This is a genomic window from Stenotrophomonas sp. STEN031 (genome assembly GCF_056759975.1).
On the sequence record NZ_JBRREA010000008.1, the window covers coordinates 56,327 to 74,675 of the forward strand.

The 18,349-nt window shown below is 64.6% G+C and carries 17 protein-coding genes and 1 riboswitch; of the genes, 11 read left to right on the plus strand and 6 right to left on the minus strand.

Translation table 11 applies throughout. The annotated features are described in order from the left end of the window. Positions 1-1,734 carry an ExeM/NucH family extracellular endonuclease gene (locus ACVOLQ_RS05440; RefSeq protein ID WP_481527364.1) on the plus strand — a complete coding sequence of 578 codons (1,734 nt, stop codon included), beginning with the start codon at positions 1-3 and terminating at the stop codon, positions 1,732-1,734. 205 nt (positions 1,735-1,939) lie between these two features. Here the strand turns inward: ACVOLQ_RS05440 and ACVOLQ_RS05445 are convergent, their stop codons facing one another. Further along, the gene (locus tag ACVOLQ_RS05445) at positions 1,940-2,800 is read right to left on the minus strand and encodes an EamA family transporter (RefSeq protein WP_481527365.1); all 861 of its coding nucleotides are present in this window, start codon (positions 2,798-2,800) and stop codon (positions 1,940-1,942) included. 62 nt (positions 2,801-2,862) lie between these two features. Here ACVOLQ_RS05445 and ACVOLQ_RS05450 point away from each other — a divergent pair, with 62 nt between their 5' ends. The 3 genes from ACVOLQ_RS05450 (at position 2,863) to ACVOLQ_RS05460 (ending at position 6,342) form a co-directional block, all read left to right on the plus strand. Then, entirely contained in the window at positions 2,863-3,534 is a 672-nt protein-coding gene (locus tag ACVOLQ_RS05450) for an alpha/beta hydrolase (protein ID WP_313171250.1), read from the plus strand. 2 nt (positions 3,535-3,536) lie between these two features. Next, a complete protein-coding gene (gene zapE / locus ACVOLQ_RS05455) occupies positions 3,537-4,631 on the plus strand; it encodes a cell division protein ZapE (protein WP_481527366.1) in 1,095 nt (364 codons plus the stop codon). Positions 4,632-4,842: 211 nt separating this feature from the next. Continuing rightward, positions 4,843-6,342, plus strand: a complete 1,500-nt coding sequence (locus ACVOLQ_RS05460) for a VWA domain-containing protein (protein ID WP_481527367.1) — start codon at positions 4,843-4,845, stop codon at positions 6,340-6,342. Positions 6,343-6,390: 48 nt separating this feature from the next. On the opposite strand, the gene ACVOLQ_RS05465 is transcribed toward ACVOLQ_RS05460, so the two are convergent. Next, positions 6,391-7,200, minus strand: a complete 810-nt coding sequence (locus tag ACVOLQ_RS05465) for a DUF2884 family protein (protein ID WP_313493689.1) — start codon at positions 7,198-7,200, stop codon at positions 6,391-6,393. Positions 7,201-7,469: 269 nt separating this feature from the next. Then, a riboswitch (cobalamin riboswitch) is annotated at positions 7,470-7,686 on the plus strand. A 271-nt stretch (positions 7,687-7,957) separates the two neighbouring features. Between ACVOLQ_RS05465 and ACVOLQ_RS05470 the strand changes: the two genes are divergently transcribed. Beyond that, the gene (locus ACVOLQ_RS05470; protein WP_481527436.1) at positions 7,958-10,267 is read left to right on the plus strand and encodes a ribonucleoside-diphosphate reductase subunit alpha; all 2,310 of its coding nucleotides are present in this window, start codon (positions 7,958-7,960) and stop codon (positions 10,265-10,267) included. Between the two features lie 72 nt (positions 10,268-10,339). Here the strand turns inward: ACVOLQ_RS05470 and ACVOLQ_RS05475 are convergent, their stop codons facing one another. Next, complete coding sequence (locus ACVOLQ_RS05475) at positions 10,340-10,696, minus strand: four helix bundle protein (RefSeq protein WP_312367672.1); 357 nt, start codon at positions 10,694-10,696, stop codon at positions 10,340-10,342. A 154-nt stretch (positions 10,697-10,850) separates the two neighbouring features. Between ACVOLQ_RS05475 and ACVOLQ_RS05480 the strand changes: the two genes are divergently transcribed. The 4 genes from ACVOLQ_RS05480 (at position 10,851) to ACVOLQ_RS05495 (ending at position 14,700) form a co-directional block, all read left to right on the plus strand. Continuing rightward, positions 10,851-11,849, plus strand: coding sequence for a ribonucleotide-diphosphate reductase subunit beta (locus ACVOLQ_RS05480; RefSeq protein WP_293712244.1), 999 nt, complete (start codon positions 10,851-10,853; stop codon positions 11,847-11,849). A gap of 390 nt (positions 11,850-12,239) precedes the next feature. After that, entirely contained in the window at positions 12,240-12,644 is a 405-nt protein-coding gene (locus ACVOLQ_RS05485) for an acyl-CoA thioesterase (protein ID WP_312367676.1), read from the plus strand. Between the two features lie 11 nt (positions 12,645-12,655). Further along, positions 12,656-13,516, plus strand: a complete 861-nt coding sequence (locus ACVOLQ_RS05490; protein ID WP_481527368.1) for an NAD-dependent protein deacetylase — start codon at positions 12,656-12,658, stop codon at positions 13,514-13,516. Positions 13,517-13,590: 74 nt separating this feature from the next. After that, entirely contained in the window at positions 13,591-14,700 is a 1,110-nt protein-coding gene (locus tag ACVOLQ_RS05495) for an NADH:flavin oxidoreductase/NADH oxidase (protein ID WP_481527369.1), read from the plus strand. Between the two features lie 37 nt (positions 14,701-14,737). Here ACVOLQ_RS05495 and ACVOLQ_RS05500 read toward each other — a convergent pair whose 3' ends face one another. Further along, on the minus strand, positions 14,738-15,676 hold the full coding sequence (locus tag ACVOLQ_RS05500; protein WP_481527370.1) for a LysR family transcriptional regulator: 939 nt from the start codon (positions 15,674-15,676) through the stop codon (positions 14,738-14,740). Between ACVOLQ_RS05500 and ACVOLQ_RS05505 the strand changes: the two genes are divergently transcribed. Next, positions 15,669-16,082 (plus strand): DUF2798 domain-containing protein, encoded by a 414-nt coding sequence (locus ACVOLQ_RS05505; protein WP_481527371.1) that lies wholly within the window; start codon positions 15,669-15,671, stop codon positions 16,080-16,082. The two genes, ACVOLQ_RS05500 and ACVOLQ_RS05505, sit on opposite strands and share 8 nt — an antisense overlap. 98 nt (positions 16,083-16,180) lie before the next feature. Beyond that, a complete protein-coding gene (gene purU / locus ACVOLQ_RS05510) occupies positions 16,181-17,032 on the plus strand; it encodes a formyltetrahydrofolate deformylase (protein ID WP_481527372.1) in 852 nt (283 codons plus the stop codon). Between the two features lie 13 nt (positions 17,033-17,045). Here purU and pncA read toward each other — a convergent pair whose 3' ends face one another. Further along, positions 17,046-17,666: a bifunctional nicotinamidase/pyrazinamidase gene (gene pncA, locus ACVOLQ_RS05515; RefSeq protein ID WP_481527373.1), complete on the minus strand. Its 621-nt coding sequence runs from the start codon at positions 17,664-17,666 to the stop codon at positions 17,046-17,048. A 334-nt stretch (positions 17,667-18,000) separates the two neighbouring features. Then, entirely contained in the window at positions 18,001-18,333 is a 333-nt protein-coding gene (locus ACVOLQ_RS05520) for an SMR family transporter (protein WP_313171234.1), read from the minus strand. Between the last annotated feature and the right edge of the window lie 16 nt (positions 18,334-18,349).

Consider the following 18,349-nt stretch of genomic DNA (forward strand, 5'->3'; position numbering starts at 1 on the left):
ATGCGTTGTACCCCTAGCTTGCTTGCCCTGGCCTTGGCTGCCGCCTGTTCCGGCGCGGCGCTGGCTGCCCCCTCCAGGCCCGTTGTACTGCCGATCGGCAGCGTGCAGGGCGCGACCGATCACAGCCCGTACGCGGGCAAGACCGTCACCATCGAGGGCGCGGTGACCGCCGATATGCGCGATGGCCTGGGCGGCATCTTCGTGCAGGACGCAGGTGATGCTGATACCGCCACTTCCGATGCCATGTTCGTGCGCCTGCCCAAGGAGCAGGCCGTGCAGGTCGGCCAGTGGCTGCGCATTACCGGTACCGTCGAAGAGCAGGCCGCCGGCAAGAGCGAGCAGGGCCTGACCACGCTGCAGGCCCAGACCGTCAACCCGGCTGCAGCGCGGCCCGTACCGGCGCCGCTGGTGTTGACCGATGTCCCCGCCAACTGGGAAGCATTGGAAGGCATGCAGGTGCGCATTCCGACCGGCCTGACCGTGGCTGGCCAGGACCAGCTCTCGCGCTATGGCGAACTGACCGCTGCTTTCGGCGGCCGCCTGTGGCAGCCCAGCGAAGTGGCCGCCGCCGGCAGCCCCGAACAAGCCGCGGTTATTGCCGACAACAACCGCCGTCGCCTGCGCCTGGACGATGCCAGCGGCAAGCGCGATCCGGGTGCGGTGCCGTATCTGGCGCCGGACCAGCTGCTGCGCAGTGGTGCGCAGCTGCGCGAGGTACAGGGCATCGTCGACCAGCGTTTCGATGGCGGCTATCGGCTGCAGCTGACCGCTCCGGTCGTGGTGGATGCCGAGCGTCCGCAGCAGCCACCGACGGTGGCTGGCGGCCTGCGCATCGCTGCGTTCAACCTGGAGAATTACTTCAATGGCGACGGCAAGGGCGGCGGCTATCCGACCCTGCGTGGCGCCAAGACCGCCGAACAGCAGGTGGCGCAGCAGGCCAAGCTGATCACCACCATCGGCAGCCTCAACGCCGACGTCGCTGCGCTGATGGAACTGGAGAACGACGGCTACGGCCCGGGCTCGGCGATCGATCAGCTGGTGCGCGCGCTCAATGCGGCGCAGGGCAAGGAGGGCGACTGGCGCTTCGTCGATGCCGGCAAGGGCCCGGGCGACAACCCGATCCGTGTCGGCATCATCTACCGCGCTTCAAGGGTGAGCCCGGTCGGCAAGCCGGCGGTGCTGGAGCGCGAGCCGTTCGGCGAGCGCAGCCGCGTGCCGTTGGCGCAGGCCTTCCGCATGGGCCGCAAGGGCACGCCGTTCGTGGTGGTGGCCAACCACTTCAAGTCCAAGGGCTGCTCGGAAGCGAGTGGCGAGAATGCTGATCGCAATGACGGCCAGGGTTGCTGGAACGCCACCCGCGTGGAATCCGCCAAGCTGCTGCACAGCTGGCTGCAGGAAGATCCGACCGGTACCGGCAGCCGTGATGCGGTGTTGCTGGGCGACTTCAACGCCTATGCAATGGAAGACCCGATCCGCACCTTGAATGCCGATGGCTGGCAGGACGCGTTCAAGGTGGCTGGCGTGCAGCAGCCTTACAGCTACGTCTACAACGGTTTGACCGGTCGCCTGGATCACGCGCTGCTCAGCCCGGGCATGGCCGCACGGCTGAAGGGCGCGGCCGAGTGGCATATCAATGCCGATGAGGCCGACGAGGTGGGTTACCAGGGCCGCAATGTGCCGGGGCCGTGGCGCAGCTCGGACCATGATCCGTTGTTGCTGGGGTTTGAGCCCTGAGGGCCAGGAGTGAGTGAAGAGGAGTGGGGAGTGAGATACAAGCTGCTGCCTCGTTGCTCTGGCTCTGGCTTGCGCTGACGGTGCGGGGGAGTTTCGGGTTGTGAACGGATGGAGGGGAGCGAGAAGTGAGAGACAGGCAGAAGGCGAGCAGGGCGCTGCTTTTTCTCACTCCTCACTCCTCACTCCTCTTCACTCACTCCTGTCTCTAAAGCGTCCCGCGCGCAATCAAGGCTATCGCCACCACCGCCAGTGCCAGGCCAAGCCGATTCCACACGCTGGTCTTCTCACCAAACACCAGCACGCCGACCAGCGCACCCAGACACACCACGCCAATATTCATGCCCGCGAAAATCGTCGCCGGGCTGTGTGGCAGCGCCTGATGCGCCCGCACGTAAAACAGGATGTTGCCGAAGTTGAGCAGCCCGAGCAGCAGGCCAAAACCGAGATTGCCCAGCGTCAGCCGGCTGTTGCCGCTGACATGCCGCTGCAGCTGCCAAACCAGCATCAATACGAAGGCGATGCCGAAGCTCACCAGCAAGGCCGCGGTGGATGGCGTCCCGGCGGCAGCCACCTGCTTGAGCAGGATGTCGATCAAGGCAAAGCCGGCCCAGACTCCAAGCAACCAGCCCCAGCTTGAACGCGAGCGTTCGGCGCTGCCGCCATCGCGCGCGGTCACACCGACAATCGCCAGCAAGCCCAGTCCCAGGCCCGCCAGTTTCCAGCCGTTGGCCTGTTCGCCGAACATCAGAAAGGCGGCCGCCAGTGACAGCAGCAAGGACAGCCGCTGGGCCACGTCGCTGCGCACGATGCCGGCCTCGCGCACCGCGCGGGCCAGCACCAGGAAGATGCCGGGCAAGGCCACGGCCAGGCCAAGCAACGCCAACCACGGCGTGTGCCCGCTCTGCAGCGACTGCAGCGACGGCTTGAGCAACAGCAGCGACAGCACGCTGGCGGCGAGGTAGTTCCAGGTCACCGCCTGGGCGATATCGACGCCACGACGCGGTGCCAGCTTCAGCAGCACCGATACCAGAACACTGCAGATCACACTCAGGACAAGGAAATGCATGGATTGGGGCAGTTGTGAAGGGCGGGCGTGAAGCCGCCGGACGGGGCCGCTATTATGGCCGTATGCAAACTCTCCCATTCCCCCACGAATCGGCGACGCTGATGCTGGACGGCCCGGCTGGTCCGCTGGAAGTCGGCGTCGACCTGCCTGATGGCGAGACCGCCGCGCGTCCGATCATCGCCGTCATCTGCCACCCGCTGTCCATCGAGGGTGGCAGCATGCACAACAAGGTGGTGACCATGGTCTCGCGCGCGCTGCGCGACCTGGGCATCACCACCGTGCGTTTCAACTTCCGCAGTGTCGGAGCCTCGGTTGGCACCTACGACAACGGTGAAGGCGAAGCCGACGATCTGCGCGCGGTGGTCAACTGGGTGCGCAGCGAACGCCCGGATGCCGCATTGTGGCTGGCCGGTTTCAGCTTCGGCGCCTATGTGTCGCTGCGCGCCGCCGCGCAGCTGCAGCCGCAGGCCTTGATCTCGATCGCGCCGCCGGTGGGCCGCCGCACCTGGGATTTTTCCGAAGTGCAGCCGCCGGCCAACTGGCTGGTGGTGCAGGGCGATGCGGACGAAGTGGTGGATGCCCAAGGTGTCTACCAGTGGCTGGAATCACTGCCGAACCCGCCGCAGCTGGTGCGCATGCCGGACACCTCGCATTTCTTCCACCGCAAGTTGATCGACCTGCGCGGCGCCATCCAGCATGAAGTGCGGCGTTGGCTGCCCGACGGCAGCAACTGAGCATGGATGCGATGACCCCCTCACAACGCTACGCCGCCGGCGTGGCCCGCGGCGATTGGCGCGACGATGTTGCCCAGCATGCCGCGCTGGCCGAGCTGGACCGCATCCATCTGGCCATCGTCGACAGTGCGCAGGACGGCTGGCTGGACCGCCTGTCCGCGTTCTGGAAGAAGCCCGAGCCGGTCAAGGGTCTGTATTTCTGGGGCGGTGTTGGCCGCGGCAAGACCTTCCTGGTCGATCTGTTCTACGACGGCCTGCCGATCGAGCAGAAGTACCGCACCCACTTCCACCGCTTCATGCGCGGTATCCACGAGCAGCTGCACCTGCATCAGGGGCAGAGCGACCCGCTGGCGAAGATCGCCCAGCAGTGGCGTGACAAGCTGCGGGTGCTGGTGCTGGATGAATTCTTCGTCACCGATATCGGCGATGCGATGTTGCTGGGACGCTTGCTGGAGCGGCTGTTCGCCGAGGGCGTGACTCTGGTGACCACGTCCAATACGGCGGTGGAAAACCTCTATCTCAACGGCCTGCAGCGTGACAGCTTCCTGCCGGCGATTGCCTTGCTGGAGAAGTATTGCGTAGAGCTGTATGCCGAAGGCACAGAGGATTACCGCATGCGCGCGCTGACCCGCTCGCCGGTCTACCGGGCGCCGCTCGATGGCGAGAGTGATGCGTGGTTGGGCGGACGCTGGAAGGAGTTGAGCGGTGCCGAAGAAGCACGCGGCGGCAATATCCAGATCGAAGGTCGCAAGATCCCGGTGCGTGGCCGTGGCAAGAGCATTGCCTGGTTTGATTTCGCAGCATTGTGCGAAGGCCCGCGTGGGCCGTCGGACTACATCGAGATCGCACGCGAGTTCACCACCGTGCTGCTGGGTGGCATTCCGCATTTCGATCGCATGAATGAAGATGCCGCGCGCCGCTTCGTCAACCTGATCGATGAGCTGTACGACCGTCAGGTCAACCTGGTCTGCACCGCCCAGGACGCACCGCCGCTGCTGTACAGCGGCACCCGCTTGGCCGGCGCCTTCGAGCGCACCGCCAGTCGCCTGATCGAGATGCAGAGCGCCGAATACCTGGGCACCGCGCACCGCAACTGACGCCTCCTGTAGTGCCGAGCCATGCTCGGCAAGGGCATTCCCGGTAAAGCCTCTGCCGAGCATGGCTCGGCACTAAAGCAGCAAAGCCAACCCCTCCCCAACCCTCCCCTGCGCGTTGCGCAAGGGAGGGAGCAGATTTAACCCCACTCCCCATTCCCATCCGTTCCTATCCCCGTACGCCGCATCACGCGGCCCGCAAGGAGCAGGAATCATGGGTAGCGCAAAGGGTTCAAACAGGCCGGCGGTTCGTAACATCGCGCTGGCCGCGGCAGTGACGTTGTTGGTCGGCCTGCCGGTAGCCGCGTCGGTCCGCCACACCCCGTTCCCGGTGGCCGAAGACAGCGGCGACCTCAAGGCGCCGACCCTCCAGCGTACGCGCCAGACCCAGCCCAACTTCCAGGCACCCAGCGCCACGGTATGCAGCGACACGCCGGTGCTGCGCGAGGTTGCCGATCCCAGCCCCAGGCCGCAGCAGCACAATATCGCCGCGGGCGAGGTTCGCCTGCGTCGTGGGGACGGTTCGCGCGCGATGGCGAAGATGATGGCTCCGATGCCTGCGCCTGCGGCACCGCCATCGCCGGTTGCGGTCAGTGCGGATGCGATGGCCGAGGTTGCATCGGCCGCCGCGGAAATGCCGATGGCCGTCGCGCCGAGCAGCGGTCACCTGCGCCAGCAGCAGGCAGCGGTCACAGCTGGGGTGGTCGATGACAATGCCGACTTCACCGCCTTCCGGCAATTCCTGCAGCGTCACGAAGAGGCCAATACGCTCGGACGCGATGTCAGCGTGCGCCAGCGCCTGCAGGTGGTGGATGCACAGGGCCGGCCGGTACCGGATGCGGAAGTGGCTGTTACCGCCCGCAACGGCGCGCGGATGTGGGCGCGCACCGATGCCGGTGGCCAGGTGTGGATACATCCCAATGCCTTTGATGACCGCGATTCGGCCAGCTACCAGGTGCAGGTGCGACGCGCAGGCAAGACGGTGACCTCGGCCCTGCAGCGCGGACAGAAGAATGCCGTGCAGGTGGTGGTACCCGATGCGCCACTGCCGGCCCGGGCCAAGCTCGATCTTGTGTTCATGGTTGATGCCACCGGTTCGATGGCCGATGAAATCGACAAGCTGCGCGATTCACTGCAGGGCATCGTCCGTGACATCGCCCAGTTGCCCTCCAACCCGGACATCTGCCTGGGGCTGGTGACCTACCGAGACCGCGGCGACGAATACTTCGTGCGTGGCTGGGACCTGAGCAACAACGTTGCCGGCTTCCAGAAAGTGCTCGATGGCGTGCGCACCAATGGCGGCGGTGACTACCCTGAGGCGATGAACGAAGCCTTCGACCATGCGGTGCAGGCGATGAACTGGCGCGGTGCCTCGACCACCCGCCTGCTGGTGTCGCTGGCCGATGCGCCGCCGCACATGGACTACCCGCAGCCGCGCTACGAGCAGACCATGCTGGCGGCGCTGGGCAAGGGCATCAAGGTGTTGAGCGTTGCCGCATCCGGCCAGGACACGACCGGCGAGATCGCGCAGCGGCAGATCGCGCAGTACACCGGCGGGCGATTCATCTTCCTTACCTACAAGGACGCCAGTGATCCCTCCAGCGGTCCGGGCAGCGAGACCGTGCATGAGGTGGAGAACTATTCGGTCGACACCCTGGACAAGCTGGTGGTGAAGCTGGTGCGCGAGGAGCTGGCGCAGCTGCCGAAGGGCTGAGCTGTGCCCCCTCCTTTGAGCATGGCTCGGCACTACAGGAGGTGGGCTTTACCGCGCGGGTAACGGAATGCTGTCGTCCTGGCGGTCTTCGCGCACCGCCATCGTCGCGTCATCGCCGCTCACGCGCATCATCTGCAGTGGCTGGCCATCGAGGCGGAACTCCAGTGCCGACTGCAGCCTATCCAGCGCCTGTACCTGCGTGCACAGCGAGCGCACGTGCTGCTCCAGGGCGGCAGCGCGCCCTTCCAGACGCTGCTCCAGTTCGGCGTCGAGTTTGTCTGCGCGCGCATCCAGCTTGTCCCCGCCACCGGTGAATACCGCCCACAGCATGCTGCGGGCGATGGAGCTGCTCAGGCTCTCGGCGGCATCCTGCACCCGTGCTTCGAAACCTTCATTGAACAGGTCCTGGTCCCAGCGGCCGCGGCCGATGGTCTGTTCGACAAAGCGCTCGGCCTCCTTGCGCAACTTGCGCACTTTGCGGGAGTTGGCGTTACCGGTGAGGCCTTCGTAAACCGAGTCCAAGGTATCGAAGCTGATGCCAACGGACTCGGTGGCGATGCCGGTCACCGCCGGCATCAGCCGGCGCACGCCATCCTCCAGTGCGCGCAGACGTTGTGCATCGGCGGGCGATACCGTCTGCATGCGGTTGTCGATGCTCAGCTGGCCGTCGTGGAAGACGATCTCGCGCATGGGCAGCGTATCGCGGCGCAGCCAGATGCCGCCGCCGTCGACCAGCACGTTGTAGTCGGTGGATACGCCGCATTGATCGGCGGACAGCTCAGGCGCCTTGACCGTGCCGGCCTGGGCCGCCAGCGGCAGCAGCAGGGTAAGCGAGACCGCGATGGAAGACAGGCGCATGGCATGGATCCCTTGCCGTGAACATGGACGCAGCTTGGCGGCTCCTGTCGCAGCTGGCGCAGGCCGGAAGTCACGTCCGGAATTTCATCAGAAATTTACGCTATCAACTCAGGCGGTTTCCCTACAAAAAAACTCTGTAAAAGGCTTGACTGCGCACTCCGTTCGAGCGGGCTGCAGTGTCCGGCCCGGGCGCCGGACAGTCCAGGCCTTGTGCCGCAAGGCTTGGCAAAGAAATACTAGATTTGGTGTTGACCCTGTCATACACCCCCACTATCTTGTGCCCCGTCGGTTCTGGCGGAATTTTCCGTCGGATTAATAGGGAAGCCGGTGATGCCTTCAAGGCTAGTCCGGCACTGCCCCGCAGCGGTAATTGGGAACGACCCCGCCAACAGCACTGAGGCACAGGCCTTGGGAAGCGGCGGAGTAGGAGAAGGCCCCCGCCTTCCTGCCCATGAGTCCGAAGACCTGCCGACAGCCACGCGATGCACACCGCGTGGTGCCGGCTGCGGTGTCTTCGAGGGGAAGACGGCTGGTGACGTGGTGCCGTACTGCTGCCGACCCGTGGGTCGCGGGCAGTCGCGGCTGCTGCGACGCCGTCCTTCCATGCTCGCTGCTCCGTACCGGCTCTGCTTCCTGCGCGGGCAGGAGCTGCGTGCATAACGTTTGCAAGGACACCATCGTCGTGACTGCCACTCATACTGACGTCGCTCCGGCTGAAGCCGGTTTTGAACTGACCCCGCCGCCGACCGCCACCGCCATGAGCGTGACCAAGCGCAATGGCAGCACCGAGCCGGTAGACCTCAACAAGATTGTCCGTGCCATCCAGCGCTGCTGCGAAGGCCTGCACGCGGTGGACCCGATGCGGGTGGCCACGCGCACCATCTCCGGCCTGTACAACGGCGCCAGCACCCAGGAACTGGACGAGCTGTCGATCCGTACCGCCGCCCTGCTGATCGGCGAAGAGCCCGAGTACGGCCGCCTGGCCGCGCGCCTGCTGGCCAACTTCATCGCCAAGGAAGTGTCCGGGCAGGAAATCCATGCGTTCTCGCAGTCGGTGGGCCGTGGCCACGAAGTGGGCCTGATCAACGACCGCCTGCTCAACTTCGTGCAGGTCAATGCACGCAAGCTCAACGATGCGATCGACCCGGCCTACGACCTGAACTTCGATTACTTCGGCCTGCGCACCATGTATGACCGCTACCTGCTGCGGCATCCGCATACGCGCAAGGTCATCGAGACCCCGCAGCAGTTCTTCCTGCGCATCGCCAGCGCGCTGAGCGAGGACGTGCCCGAGGCACTGGCGCTGTACCAGCGCCTGGGCAGCCTGGACTACCTGCCGTCCAGCCCGACCCTGTTCAATGCCGGCACCAGCCACGAGCAGCTGTCCTCGTGCTTCCTGCTGGATTCGCCGCAGGACTCGCTGGAATCCATCTACGACCGCTATGCCGACATCGCCCAGCTGTCCAAGTTCAGCGGCGGCATCGGCGTCAGCTATACCCGCGTGCGTTCGCGTGGCTCGCTGATCAAGTCCACCAACGGTCACTCCAACGGCATCGTGCCGTGGCTGAAGACGCTGGATTCGTCGGTGGCAGCGGTCAACCAGGGCGGCAAGCGCAAGGGCGCGGCCTGCGTCTACCTGGAAACCTGGCACGCCGACATCGAGGACTTCCTCGAGCTGCGCGACAACGCCGGTGACGATTCGCGCCGTACCCACAACCTCAACCTGGCCAACTGGGTGCCGGACCTGTTCATGCAGCGCGTGGAGGCCGACCAGGAATGGTCGCTGTTCGACCCGCGCGTGGTGCCCGAGCTCACCGACCTGTACGGCCCGGCCTTCGAGCAGGCCTATGTACAGGCTGAAATGCAGGGCAAGGCCCGCAAGAGCGTATCCGCCCGCAAGCTGTACTCGCGGATGATGCGCACCCTGGCCGAGACCGGCAATGGCTGGATGACGTTCAAGGACAAGTGCAACCTGGCCAGCAACCAGACCCTGCGCGCCGGCAACGTGATCCACCTGTCCAACCTGTGCACCGAGATCCTGGAGATCACCTCCAACGACGAGACCGCGGTCTGCAACCTGGGTTCGATCAACCTGGGCAACCACATCGACGAACACGGCGACTTCGATTTCGAGAAGCTGGCCGAGACCGTGCGCCTGGCCGTGCGCCAGCTCGACCGTGTGATCGACCTGAACTTCTACCCGATTGAAACCGCCCGCCGCGGCAACCTGCGCTGGCGCCCGGTTGGCCTGGGCTGCATGGGCCTGCAGGACGTGTTCTTCCGCAAGCGCCTGGCGTTTGATTCGGAACCGGCCCGCGCGCTGTCGGCCAAGATCGCCGAGACCATCTACTTCCACGCCCTGGAAGTGTCCTGCGAGCTGGCCCAGGAACGTGGCAAACACCCCTCGTTCAACGATACCCGCGCCGCCCACGGCGAGCTGCAGTTCGACGCCTGGAATGTGGTGCCGGAAGACACCGCGCGCTGGGACGCCCTGCGTGAGCGCATCAAGCAGCACGGCCTGCGCAACTCGCTGATCATCGCCATCGCCCCGACTGCCACCATCGCCTCGATTGCCGGCTGCTACGAATGCGTGGAGCCGCAGGTGTCCAACCTGTTCAAGCGCGAGACGCTGTCCGGCGACTTCCTGCAGATCAACCGCCACCTGGTGGCCGAACTGAAGCAGCTGGGCCTGTGGACGGCGGAAATGCGCGATGCGATCAAGCTCGCTGACGGTTCCATCCAGAACCTGCCGCAGATCCCGGAAACCCTGCGGCATATCTACCGCACCGCCTGGGAACTGCCGATGCGCTCGCTGATCGACATGGCTGCCGACCGCGGTGCCTACATCGACCAGTCGGCCTCGCTCAACCTGTTCATGGAAAGCCCGAACATCGGTGCGATGTCGTCCATGTACATGTACGCATGGAAGAAGGGCATCAAGACCACCTACTACCTGCGTTCGCGTCCGGCCACCAAGATCGCCAAGACCACGGTCAGCAGCTACACCCCGGTCGAAGCCGTGGCCTGCTCGCTGGAAAACCCGGAAGCCTGCGAGGCCTGCCAGTAAAGCGGGAGTGAGTTAAGAGGCGCGAGGAGTGAGAGGGAACAAAGCAAGCGCTGCATTCTCTCGTTATTTTCCTCACTTCTCGCTCCTTCTCCTCCTCCGCAGGGTGGTCAGCATGCGGCTGGCTTCGTTGATCAGGCTACGGGGTACCGCAGTCTGGTCAACTGGAAACCAGTCGAGCTGTTCACATAAGGTCAAAAGAGTTTCGAGTTCAGCCAATGATCCGTGTGCGATGGCAAGGAAGTGTGCTTTCTCTGCGCTCGATTCACGGGTCCAACCTTCGGCGATATTGGCCGGTACCGAGGTGGCGGCCCGGGTGAGCTGGCTACGCATGCCGTAGACCTCCTCGCGCGGCAGCAGTGGTGCCAGCCGGTATATCGCCAACGTCAGATGCATCGTTTTTTGCCAGATGATGGTTTGCCGGTAATGCATTTCCCCTCCAGAAGATGAGTGTCTACTCAATTTCTCCTCTGGACAAAGAAAGCCAATAAGGAAAATCCAAATGTCTTCGTCAGCCGATATCGATCAGGCCGCTACTCTCACTTCTCACTCCTCTTCACTCACTCCTGTGCAAGGGCGGCGCCCGATGCTCCTGGACCCTGGTTTCGAGCTGACCCTGCGTCCGATGCGTTACCCGGACTTCTACGAGATGTACCGCAACGCGATCAAGAACACCTGGACGGTGGAAGAGATCAATTTCCAGATCGACATCACCGACCTGCACCAGAAGATGTCGCCGGCCGACCAGCACCTGATCCACCGCCTGGTCGCGTTCTTCGCCACCGGCGATTCGATCGTGTCGAACAACCTGGTGCTGAACCTGTACCAGCATCTCAATGCGCCGGAAGCGCGCATGTACCTGTCGCGCCAGCTGTACGAAGAAGCGCTGCATGTGCAGTTCTACCTGACCCTGCTGGACAACTACCTGCCGGATCCGGAAGAACGCTTCAAGGCGTTTGCCGCGGTTGAGAACATCGACTCGATCAAGAAGAAGGCCGATTTCTGCTTCAAGTGGATCGACTCGCTGCAGGAGACCAAGCGCCTGGAAACCCGCGAGGACCGCCGCCAGTTCCTGCTCAACCAGATCTGCTTTGCCGCCTGCATCGAGGGCCTGTTCTTCTTTGCTGCGTTTGCCTATGTGTATTACTTCCGTTCGCGCGGCCTGCTGCCGGGCTTGGCCTCGGGCACCAACTGGGTGTTCCGCGACGAGAGCTGCCACATGGAGTTCGCCTTCGAGTGCGTACGCAAGATCCGCGCCGAAGAACCCGACCTGTTCGACGCGAAGATGGAGCAGGAGGTCTACCAGATGCTGGAAGAGGCCATCGACTGCGAAGTGCAGTTTGCCGAGGACGTGCTGTCCGGTGGAGTGGCTGGCATTTCCACCCGCGACATGCGCCAGTACCTGCAGCATTGCGCCGACAACCACTTCCTGAAACTGGGCATGGCCAAGAAGTACAACGTGCGCAACCCGCTGCCGTTCATGGAGCTGCAGGACGTGCAGGAACTGACCAACTTCTTCGAGCGCCGCGCCTCTGCCTACCAGGTCGGCGTGCAGGGTGAAGTGGCGTTCGATATGGCGTTTTGAGCGACGCTCTCCCGTGCGCGAAGCGCGCTTGTCTCCCTCCCTTGCGCGGAGCGCAGGGGAGGGTTGGGGAGGGGTGCTTTGGGCTCTACACGTAGCGCTCGATTGCCGTTTTTTGGCGGAAGCCACCTTCAACAGCAAAGGCACCCCTCCCCAGCCCTCCCCTCGGCTGCGCCGAAGGGAGGGGGCAGAGCGAAGTGCTGCGGCGTTACTGGTCTCCCTCTCTTTCACCGAAGGTGAAGGGGAGGGTTTGGGAGGGATGCGTCGCAGGCTTCTGAGGCTTTATCGGCTTCGCGGCTCACGCCGCTCCTACAAAAGCTATCTGCAGCTGCGTACACAAGCTGCACAGCTTTGCGGGCGTATCATCTGCGCCAACTTACAGGTGACACCCCCATGACCCCCATTCCCGAAACCAACCCGCCGGTCGAAGTCCGCATGGCGGAAATCGTCTTCCCCAACCACACCAACCATATGGGCACGCTGTTCGGCGGCCAGGCGCTGGCGTGGATGGACAAGGCAGCATTTCTCGCTGCGGCCCGTTATTCCCGTTGCACCGTGGTCACCGCACGCTCGGACCAGGTCGATTTCAAGCTGCCGATCCGCATCGGGCAGATGGTGGAAACCATCGGCCGGGTGGTCAAGGTTGGCCGCAGTTCGATGCATGTGGAAGTCGAACTGATCGCCGAAGACCTGCACAACGGCGAACGTGCGCTCTGCACCAAAGGCACCTTCGTGATGATCGCGCTGGATGGCGAAGGTCATCCGACCACCGTGCCGGCGCTGCCGACGCAGGCCTGAGCTGCGCGGTGATGACCACTTCATCGGTACCGACCGGGCGTCTGTCGCCGGCAGTGATCACCGAATTGCCGGAATTCATCGCCGGCCATCGGCGCCTGTTCGTGGTAACGGGTGCCGGTTGCAGCACCGACTCCGGCATTCCCGACTATCGCGATCGCGATGGCCAATGGAAGCGCACGCCGCCGGTGACCTACCAGGCCTTCATGGACGAGGAAGCAACACGCAAGCGTTATTGGGCGCGCAGCCTGCTGGGCTGGCCGCGCTTCGGCCAGGCCTTGCCCAATGGCACGCACCGTGCGCTGGCGGCGTTGGAAGCCGATGGTCGCATCGAGCTGCTGCTGACCCAGAACGTGGATTGCCTGCACCAGGCGGCGGGCAGCCAGACGGTGATCGATCTGCACGGCCGACTGGACCAGGTACGTTGCATGGGCTGTGAAGCACGCAGCTCGCGTGAGCTGCTGCAACAGCGACTGCTGGATGCCAACCCGGGCTGGGACACCTTGGAGGCCGGCATCGCGCCCGATGGTGATGCCGATCTGGAAGCCGATTTCTCCGCCTTCAGCGTGCCGGCTTGTGATGCATGTGGTGGCGTGCTTAAACCTGACGTGGTGTTCTTCGGCGAGAACGTGCCGCGCGAGCGCGTTGCCGCCGTGCATGAACATCTGCAGCGTTCCGATGCGGTGCTGGTGCTGGGCTCGTCGCTGATGGTGTATTCGGGTTTTCGCTTCGTCGATGCCGCCGCCAAGGCCGGTCTGCCGGTGGCCGCTGTCAATCTGGGTCTTACCCGCGCCGATCACCTGCTGTCGCTGAAGGTGGAAATGCCCTGCGCCCAGGCACTTGCCTTCCTGTTGGACGGCACCAAGACGCAGTGATCCATCACGCCGGTTGAATCAACGGCCGGCGCGGCGTGCAATGGGCGCCCCCACCGTTGATGGACGTTCCCCACGTGAGCCAGCTTTTCTCACCGTTGTCGCTAGGCCCGCTTTCCCTTTCCAACCGCATCGTCATCGCGCCGATGTGCCAATACTCGGCCGAAGACGGGCAGGCCACTGATTGGCACACGATCCATCTGGGCCAGCTGGCGCAGTCCGGCGCCGGCCTGTTGATCATCGAAGCGACCGCGGTCGAGCCGCGTGCGCGCATCAGCTGGGCTGATCTGGGTTTGTGGGATGACGTCACCGAAGCGGCACTGGCCAAGGTGCTGGCGTCGGTGCGGCGCTGGTCGAGCATGCCGATCGGCGTGCAACTGGCCCATGCCGGGCGCAAGGCGTCCACTGCAAGGCCCTGGGATGGCGGTGGCGCAATCGCGCCGGAACAGGCGCACGGCTGGCAGGTGCTGGCACCGTCGGCGCGGCCGTTCAAGGCCGGTGATCCCACGCCTGAAGCATTGGATGACGCCGGTATCGACGCGGTGGTTGAAGACTTTGCTGCTGCCGCCAAGCGCGCGGTGCGGCTCGGTCTGGAGCTGATTGAACTACATGCCGCGCATGGCTACCTGCTGCATCAGTTCCTGTCGCCGCTGAGCAACCAGCGCGATGATGCCTACGGCGGCTCGCTGGAAAACCGCATGCGCCTGTTGCTGCGGGTATTCGATGCGGTGCGTGCGGTGGTGCCGAGCAGCGTTGCACTGGGCGTGCGCATCTCTGCTACCGATTGGGTAGAAGGCGGCTGGGATGTCGCCCAGAGCATCGTGCTGGCCAAGGCGCTGGAGGCACGCGGCAACGACTTCCTGCATGTGTCCAGCGGCGGGCTGGATCCGCGCCAGCAGATTCCGGTCGAGCCCGGCTACCAGGTGCCGCAGGCGGCGGCGATCAAGGCCGAAATCGGCACGCCGGTGATCGCGGTGGGCCTGATCACAGAGCCGACGCATGCCGAGGAAATCCTCGTCGATGGCAAGGCCGACGCAATCGGCATCGCCCGCGGCATTCTCTACGACCCGCGCTGGCCGTGGCATGCCGCGGCAGCGCTGGGCGCGCAGGTGACGGTGTCGCCGCAATACATGCGCTGCGAACCCCATGAAGCGCGCGGTCTGTTCAAGCTCGACCAACGAGGCTGACGTCCGGCGAAGGCGCCAGCGGTGCGGCCGCTGGCGCTCAGGCGTGGTCGATGTCGATGCGCCAGGCCGGCGGCAGGGCATCGAGGATGTGCTGCAGCAGCGAGCGCACTTTCGGGGTCAGGTCGCGGCGGTCGCTGACGCACAGGAACAGGCGCATCGGCTCCGGTGAGGCCTGCGCATCGCTGCTGGCCTCATCCTGGAACAGGGCCTGCAGCTCACCGCGTGCCAGATACGGGGCGGCGACGAAGCTCGCCAGCCGGGTGATGCCGCCGCCGCGTGCGGCCATCGCCGCCAGGGCATCGATATCGTCGCTGACCAGCGCTGGTTGTACCTCAGCATCAAAGCGCAGGCCGTCGCGGACGAAACCCCAGCGCAGGTAGCGTCCATCCAGCGGATAGCGGAACAGCAGGCAGCGGTGCTCGTGCAGCTCATCGGGTGTACGCGGTGTGCCGGCGATGGCCAGATAGGCCGGTGCGGCACAGAACACGAATGGCACCTGCGCGATGGGCCGTGCCACCAGGCCTTCCTCCAGCTGCGGCTCGATGCGGATGCTGACATCCACGTCTTCATGGGCGTGGTCGACGCTGCGGTCGGCCAGCAGCAGCTCCATTTCCAGTCGCGGATAACGTTGCTGCAGGGCCGGCAGCAATGGTGCAAGCACATGCCGGCCGAACGCGGCACTGCTGGCGATGCGCAGCCGACCGGCCGGCATCGCATCGGGGTCGGTCACCGCTGCCTGGGCGCGCTGCAGGTCGCGCTCGATATGCCGCACCTGTGCCAGGTAGACGGCACCGCGTTCGGTCAGGGCCAACTGGCGGGTGGTGCGGTTGAACAGGCGCACGCCCAGATGGGCTTCCAGGCGGGCGATGTTCTGGCCCACCGCTGCCGCACTGATGCCCAGGGTACGCGCGGCAGCGGCCAGGCTGCCGGCGTCGGCGGTGCGGATGAAGCTGCGGATGGCGTGGAGTATGTTCATGCCGCTCGGCATTTTCCGGGAGGATTGCAAAGTAAATCTTTATAAAGCGCCAAGCCGACGCGATCTAGCCGGCCGCCGGCTTGCCGACTATCGTGCCCGGCCCGCAGCGCCTGATTGCTGCATGCATGGATCCCGCTGGATGCCGCCAGACCCCCGTTCCGTCGCCGTTGCCCGCTGGAAGTTGCATGCGCGCGCCACACCTGTTGTTTTCGCTTTCTTCATGGCCTCGATCATGGCCATGCTGATGTGCCTGGTGATCACGGCCGCCAATGCCGGCATCGATGGCCAGTTCCCGGCGCGGGTGCTGTCGGCTTACTGCCTGGCGATGCCAACCGCATTCTGCTGCGTGCTAATGGTGCGGCCGGTGGTGATGCGGCTGGTGGCGCTGACGGTACATCCGCACTGAGCAGGCCGACGGGCAAACCGTGTCAGCTGCAACTGTCTTTGCCGGGGATCGACTGGAACGGTTACTTTCCACGACCCCACCGATAAATGTTGTTGGCCATGCGTCCCGATTTCATCCTCACTCTTTCCTGCCCGGACCGCACCGGCATTGTCTATCGCGTGTCCGGCCTGCTGTTCGAGGCGGGCTGCAACATCCTCGATGCCCAGCAGTTTGGTGATGATGAAAGCGGCCGCTTCTTCCTGCGCGTGCATTTCGACATGGGCAATGCGGGCGATGAACCGGTGGTGCGCGCCAGGCTGCAGGGCCTGGGCGATGAGTTCGCGATGCAGTGGGAACTGCACGATGCGCGGCGGCGTGCGCGCCTGCTGGTGCTGGTCAGCAAGCAGGGGCATTGCCTCAATGACCTGTTATTCCGCACCCATAGCCGCCAGCTGAAGGTGGATATCGCCGCGGTGGCTTCCAACCACAACGACTTCGCCGGCTTGGCCGGTTCCTACAATGTGCCGTTCCACCACCTGCCAGTGAGCGCCGAAAACCGCGAGCAACAGGAACAGCAGATCATCGACCTGGTCGAGCGCGAGCGCATCGACCTGGTGGTGCTGGCGCGCTACATGCAGATCCTGTCGCCACGGCTATGCGAGGCCTTGTCCGGGCGGGCAATCAATATCCACCACAGCTTCCTGCCCAGTTTCAAGGGCGCCCAGCCGTATCACCAGGCGCATGCGCGCGGGGTCAAGATCATCGGCGCCACCGCGCATTACGTGACCTCGGACCTGGACGAGGGCCCGATCATCGAGCAGGACGTGGCGCGCGTGGACCACGCAATGACGCCGCGTGACCTGGTGCAGCTGGGCAGCGATACCGAATCGCTGGTACTGGCGCGGGCGGTGCGTCGGCATGTGGAGCATCGCATCCTGCTCAACGGGCACCGCACGGTGGTGTTCCGCTGAATCCGGCCCGGGTTCAGCCGATCTCGATACCTGCTTCCATCAACGCAATACGCGTGGCCTCGTCGCTGGCGGCGGCCACCGGCCGGGTCAGCTCCCACAGGAAGCGCACCCGGAAGCCGCTGATGGCCGCGTCCTGCGCGCTCCACAGCACGCAGTAGTCACGTGCCAGGCCACAGACGTGGACCTCGCGGATGCCGCGTTCATGCAGCCAGCCGGCCAGTCCGGTGGGGGCACGGGTGGCTTGCGGGCCGATGTTCTCGCGGAACGCGCTATAGGAGTCCACGAGCCGCTGTGTGCCTTTGCGCAGTATCAGGTCGGCGTGCTTCCAGTCCACCCGTGCATCCAGACTTGCTCCCTCCGTGCCCTGGACGCAGTGGTCTGGCCATAGGGTTTGTGGTTGGCCGTGCAGTTCGATGGCGTCGAATGGTTTACGCCCGTGGTGCTGGCTGGCGAACGAGGCGTGATCGGCCGGGTGCCAATCCTGGGTGGCAACCACGGTGTGGTAGTGGCGTGCTGACAACAGCGCAGCGATGCCGGGCACGATAGTGTCGCCATGCGGGCAGGGCAGGGCACCGCCGGGCATGAAATCCGGTTGCAGATCGATTACCAGCAGCGCAACGTCGGTTCCGTACATCGACAACTTCCTCACGCGGGGAAGCACAGTTTAAGCCAGCGGCGATGGAAGCAAGGTAGTGTCGAGCCATGCCCGGCAGGGGCGTGGCGAGCAATCTTGTGGGAGCGGCGTAAGCCGCGAAGCAAGCAAAGCCAAAGCACCCCTCCCCTTTGCGACGCAAAAGGGTGGGAGCAACGGCGGTAGTGCCGAGCCATGCTCGGCAGAGGCGTTACCAACAATCTCGTAGGAGCGGCGTAAGCCGCGAAGCAAGCAAAGCCAAAGCACCCCTCCCCGGCCCTCCCCATTGCTACGCAAAAGGGAGGGGGCAACGGCGGACCACGCTCGGCTCTATCGCTCAATGTGCCGTTGAACGTGAGAACAGGTTGATCACCAGCACCCCGGCGCAGATCAGGCCAATGCCGACGATGGCGGCCGCATCAAGCTTCTGCTTGAACACGAACAGCCCGATCAACGAGATCAACACGATGCCGACGCCGGACCAGATCGCGTATGCGATGCCGGTGGGGATGGTCTTCATCACCAATGCCAACAGCCAGAAGCACACGCTGTAACCGAGCAGCGCACCCACGGTGGGCCATAGCCGGCTCATGCCATCGGAGGCCTTGAGCAGCGAGGTGGCGAGCACCTCCAGGGCGATGGCGCAGGCCAACAGGGCGTAAGCGTTCATTGAGCGGACTCGACGG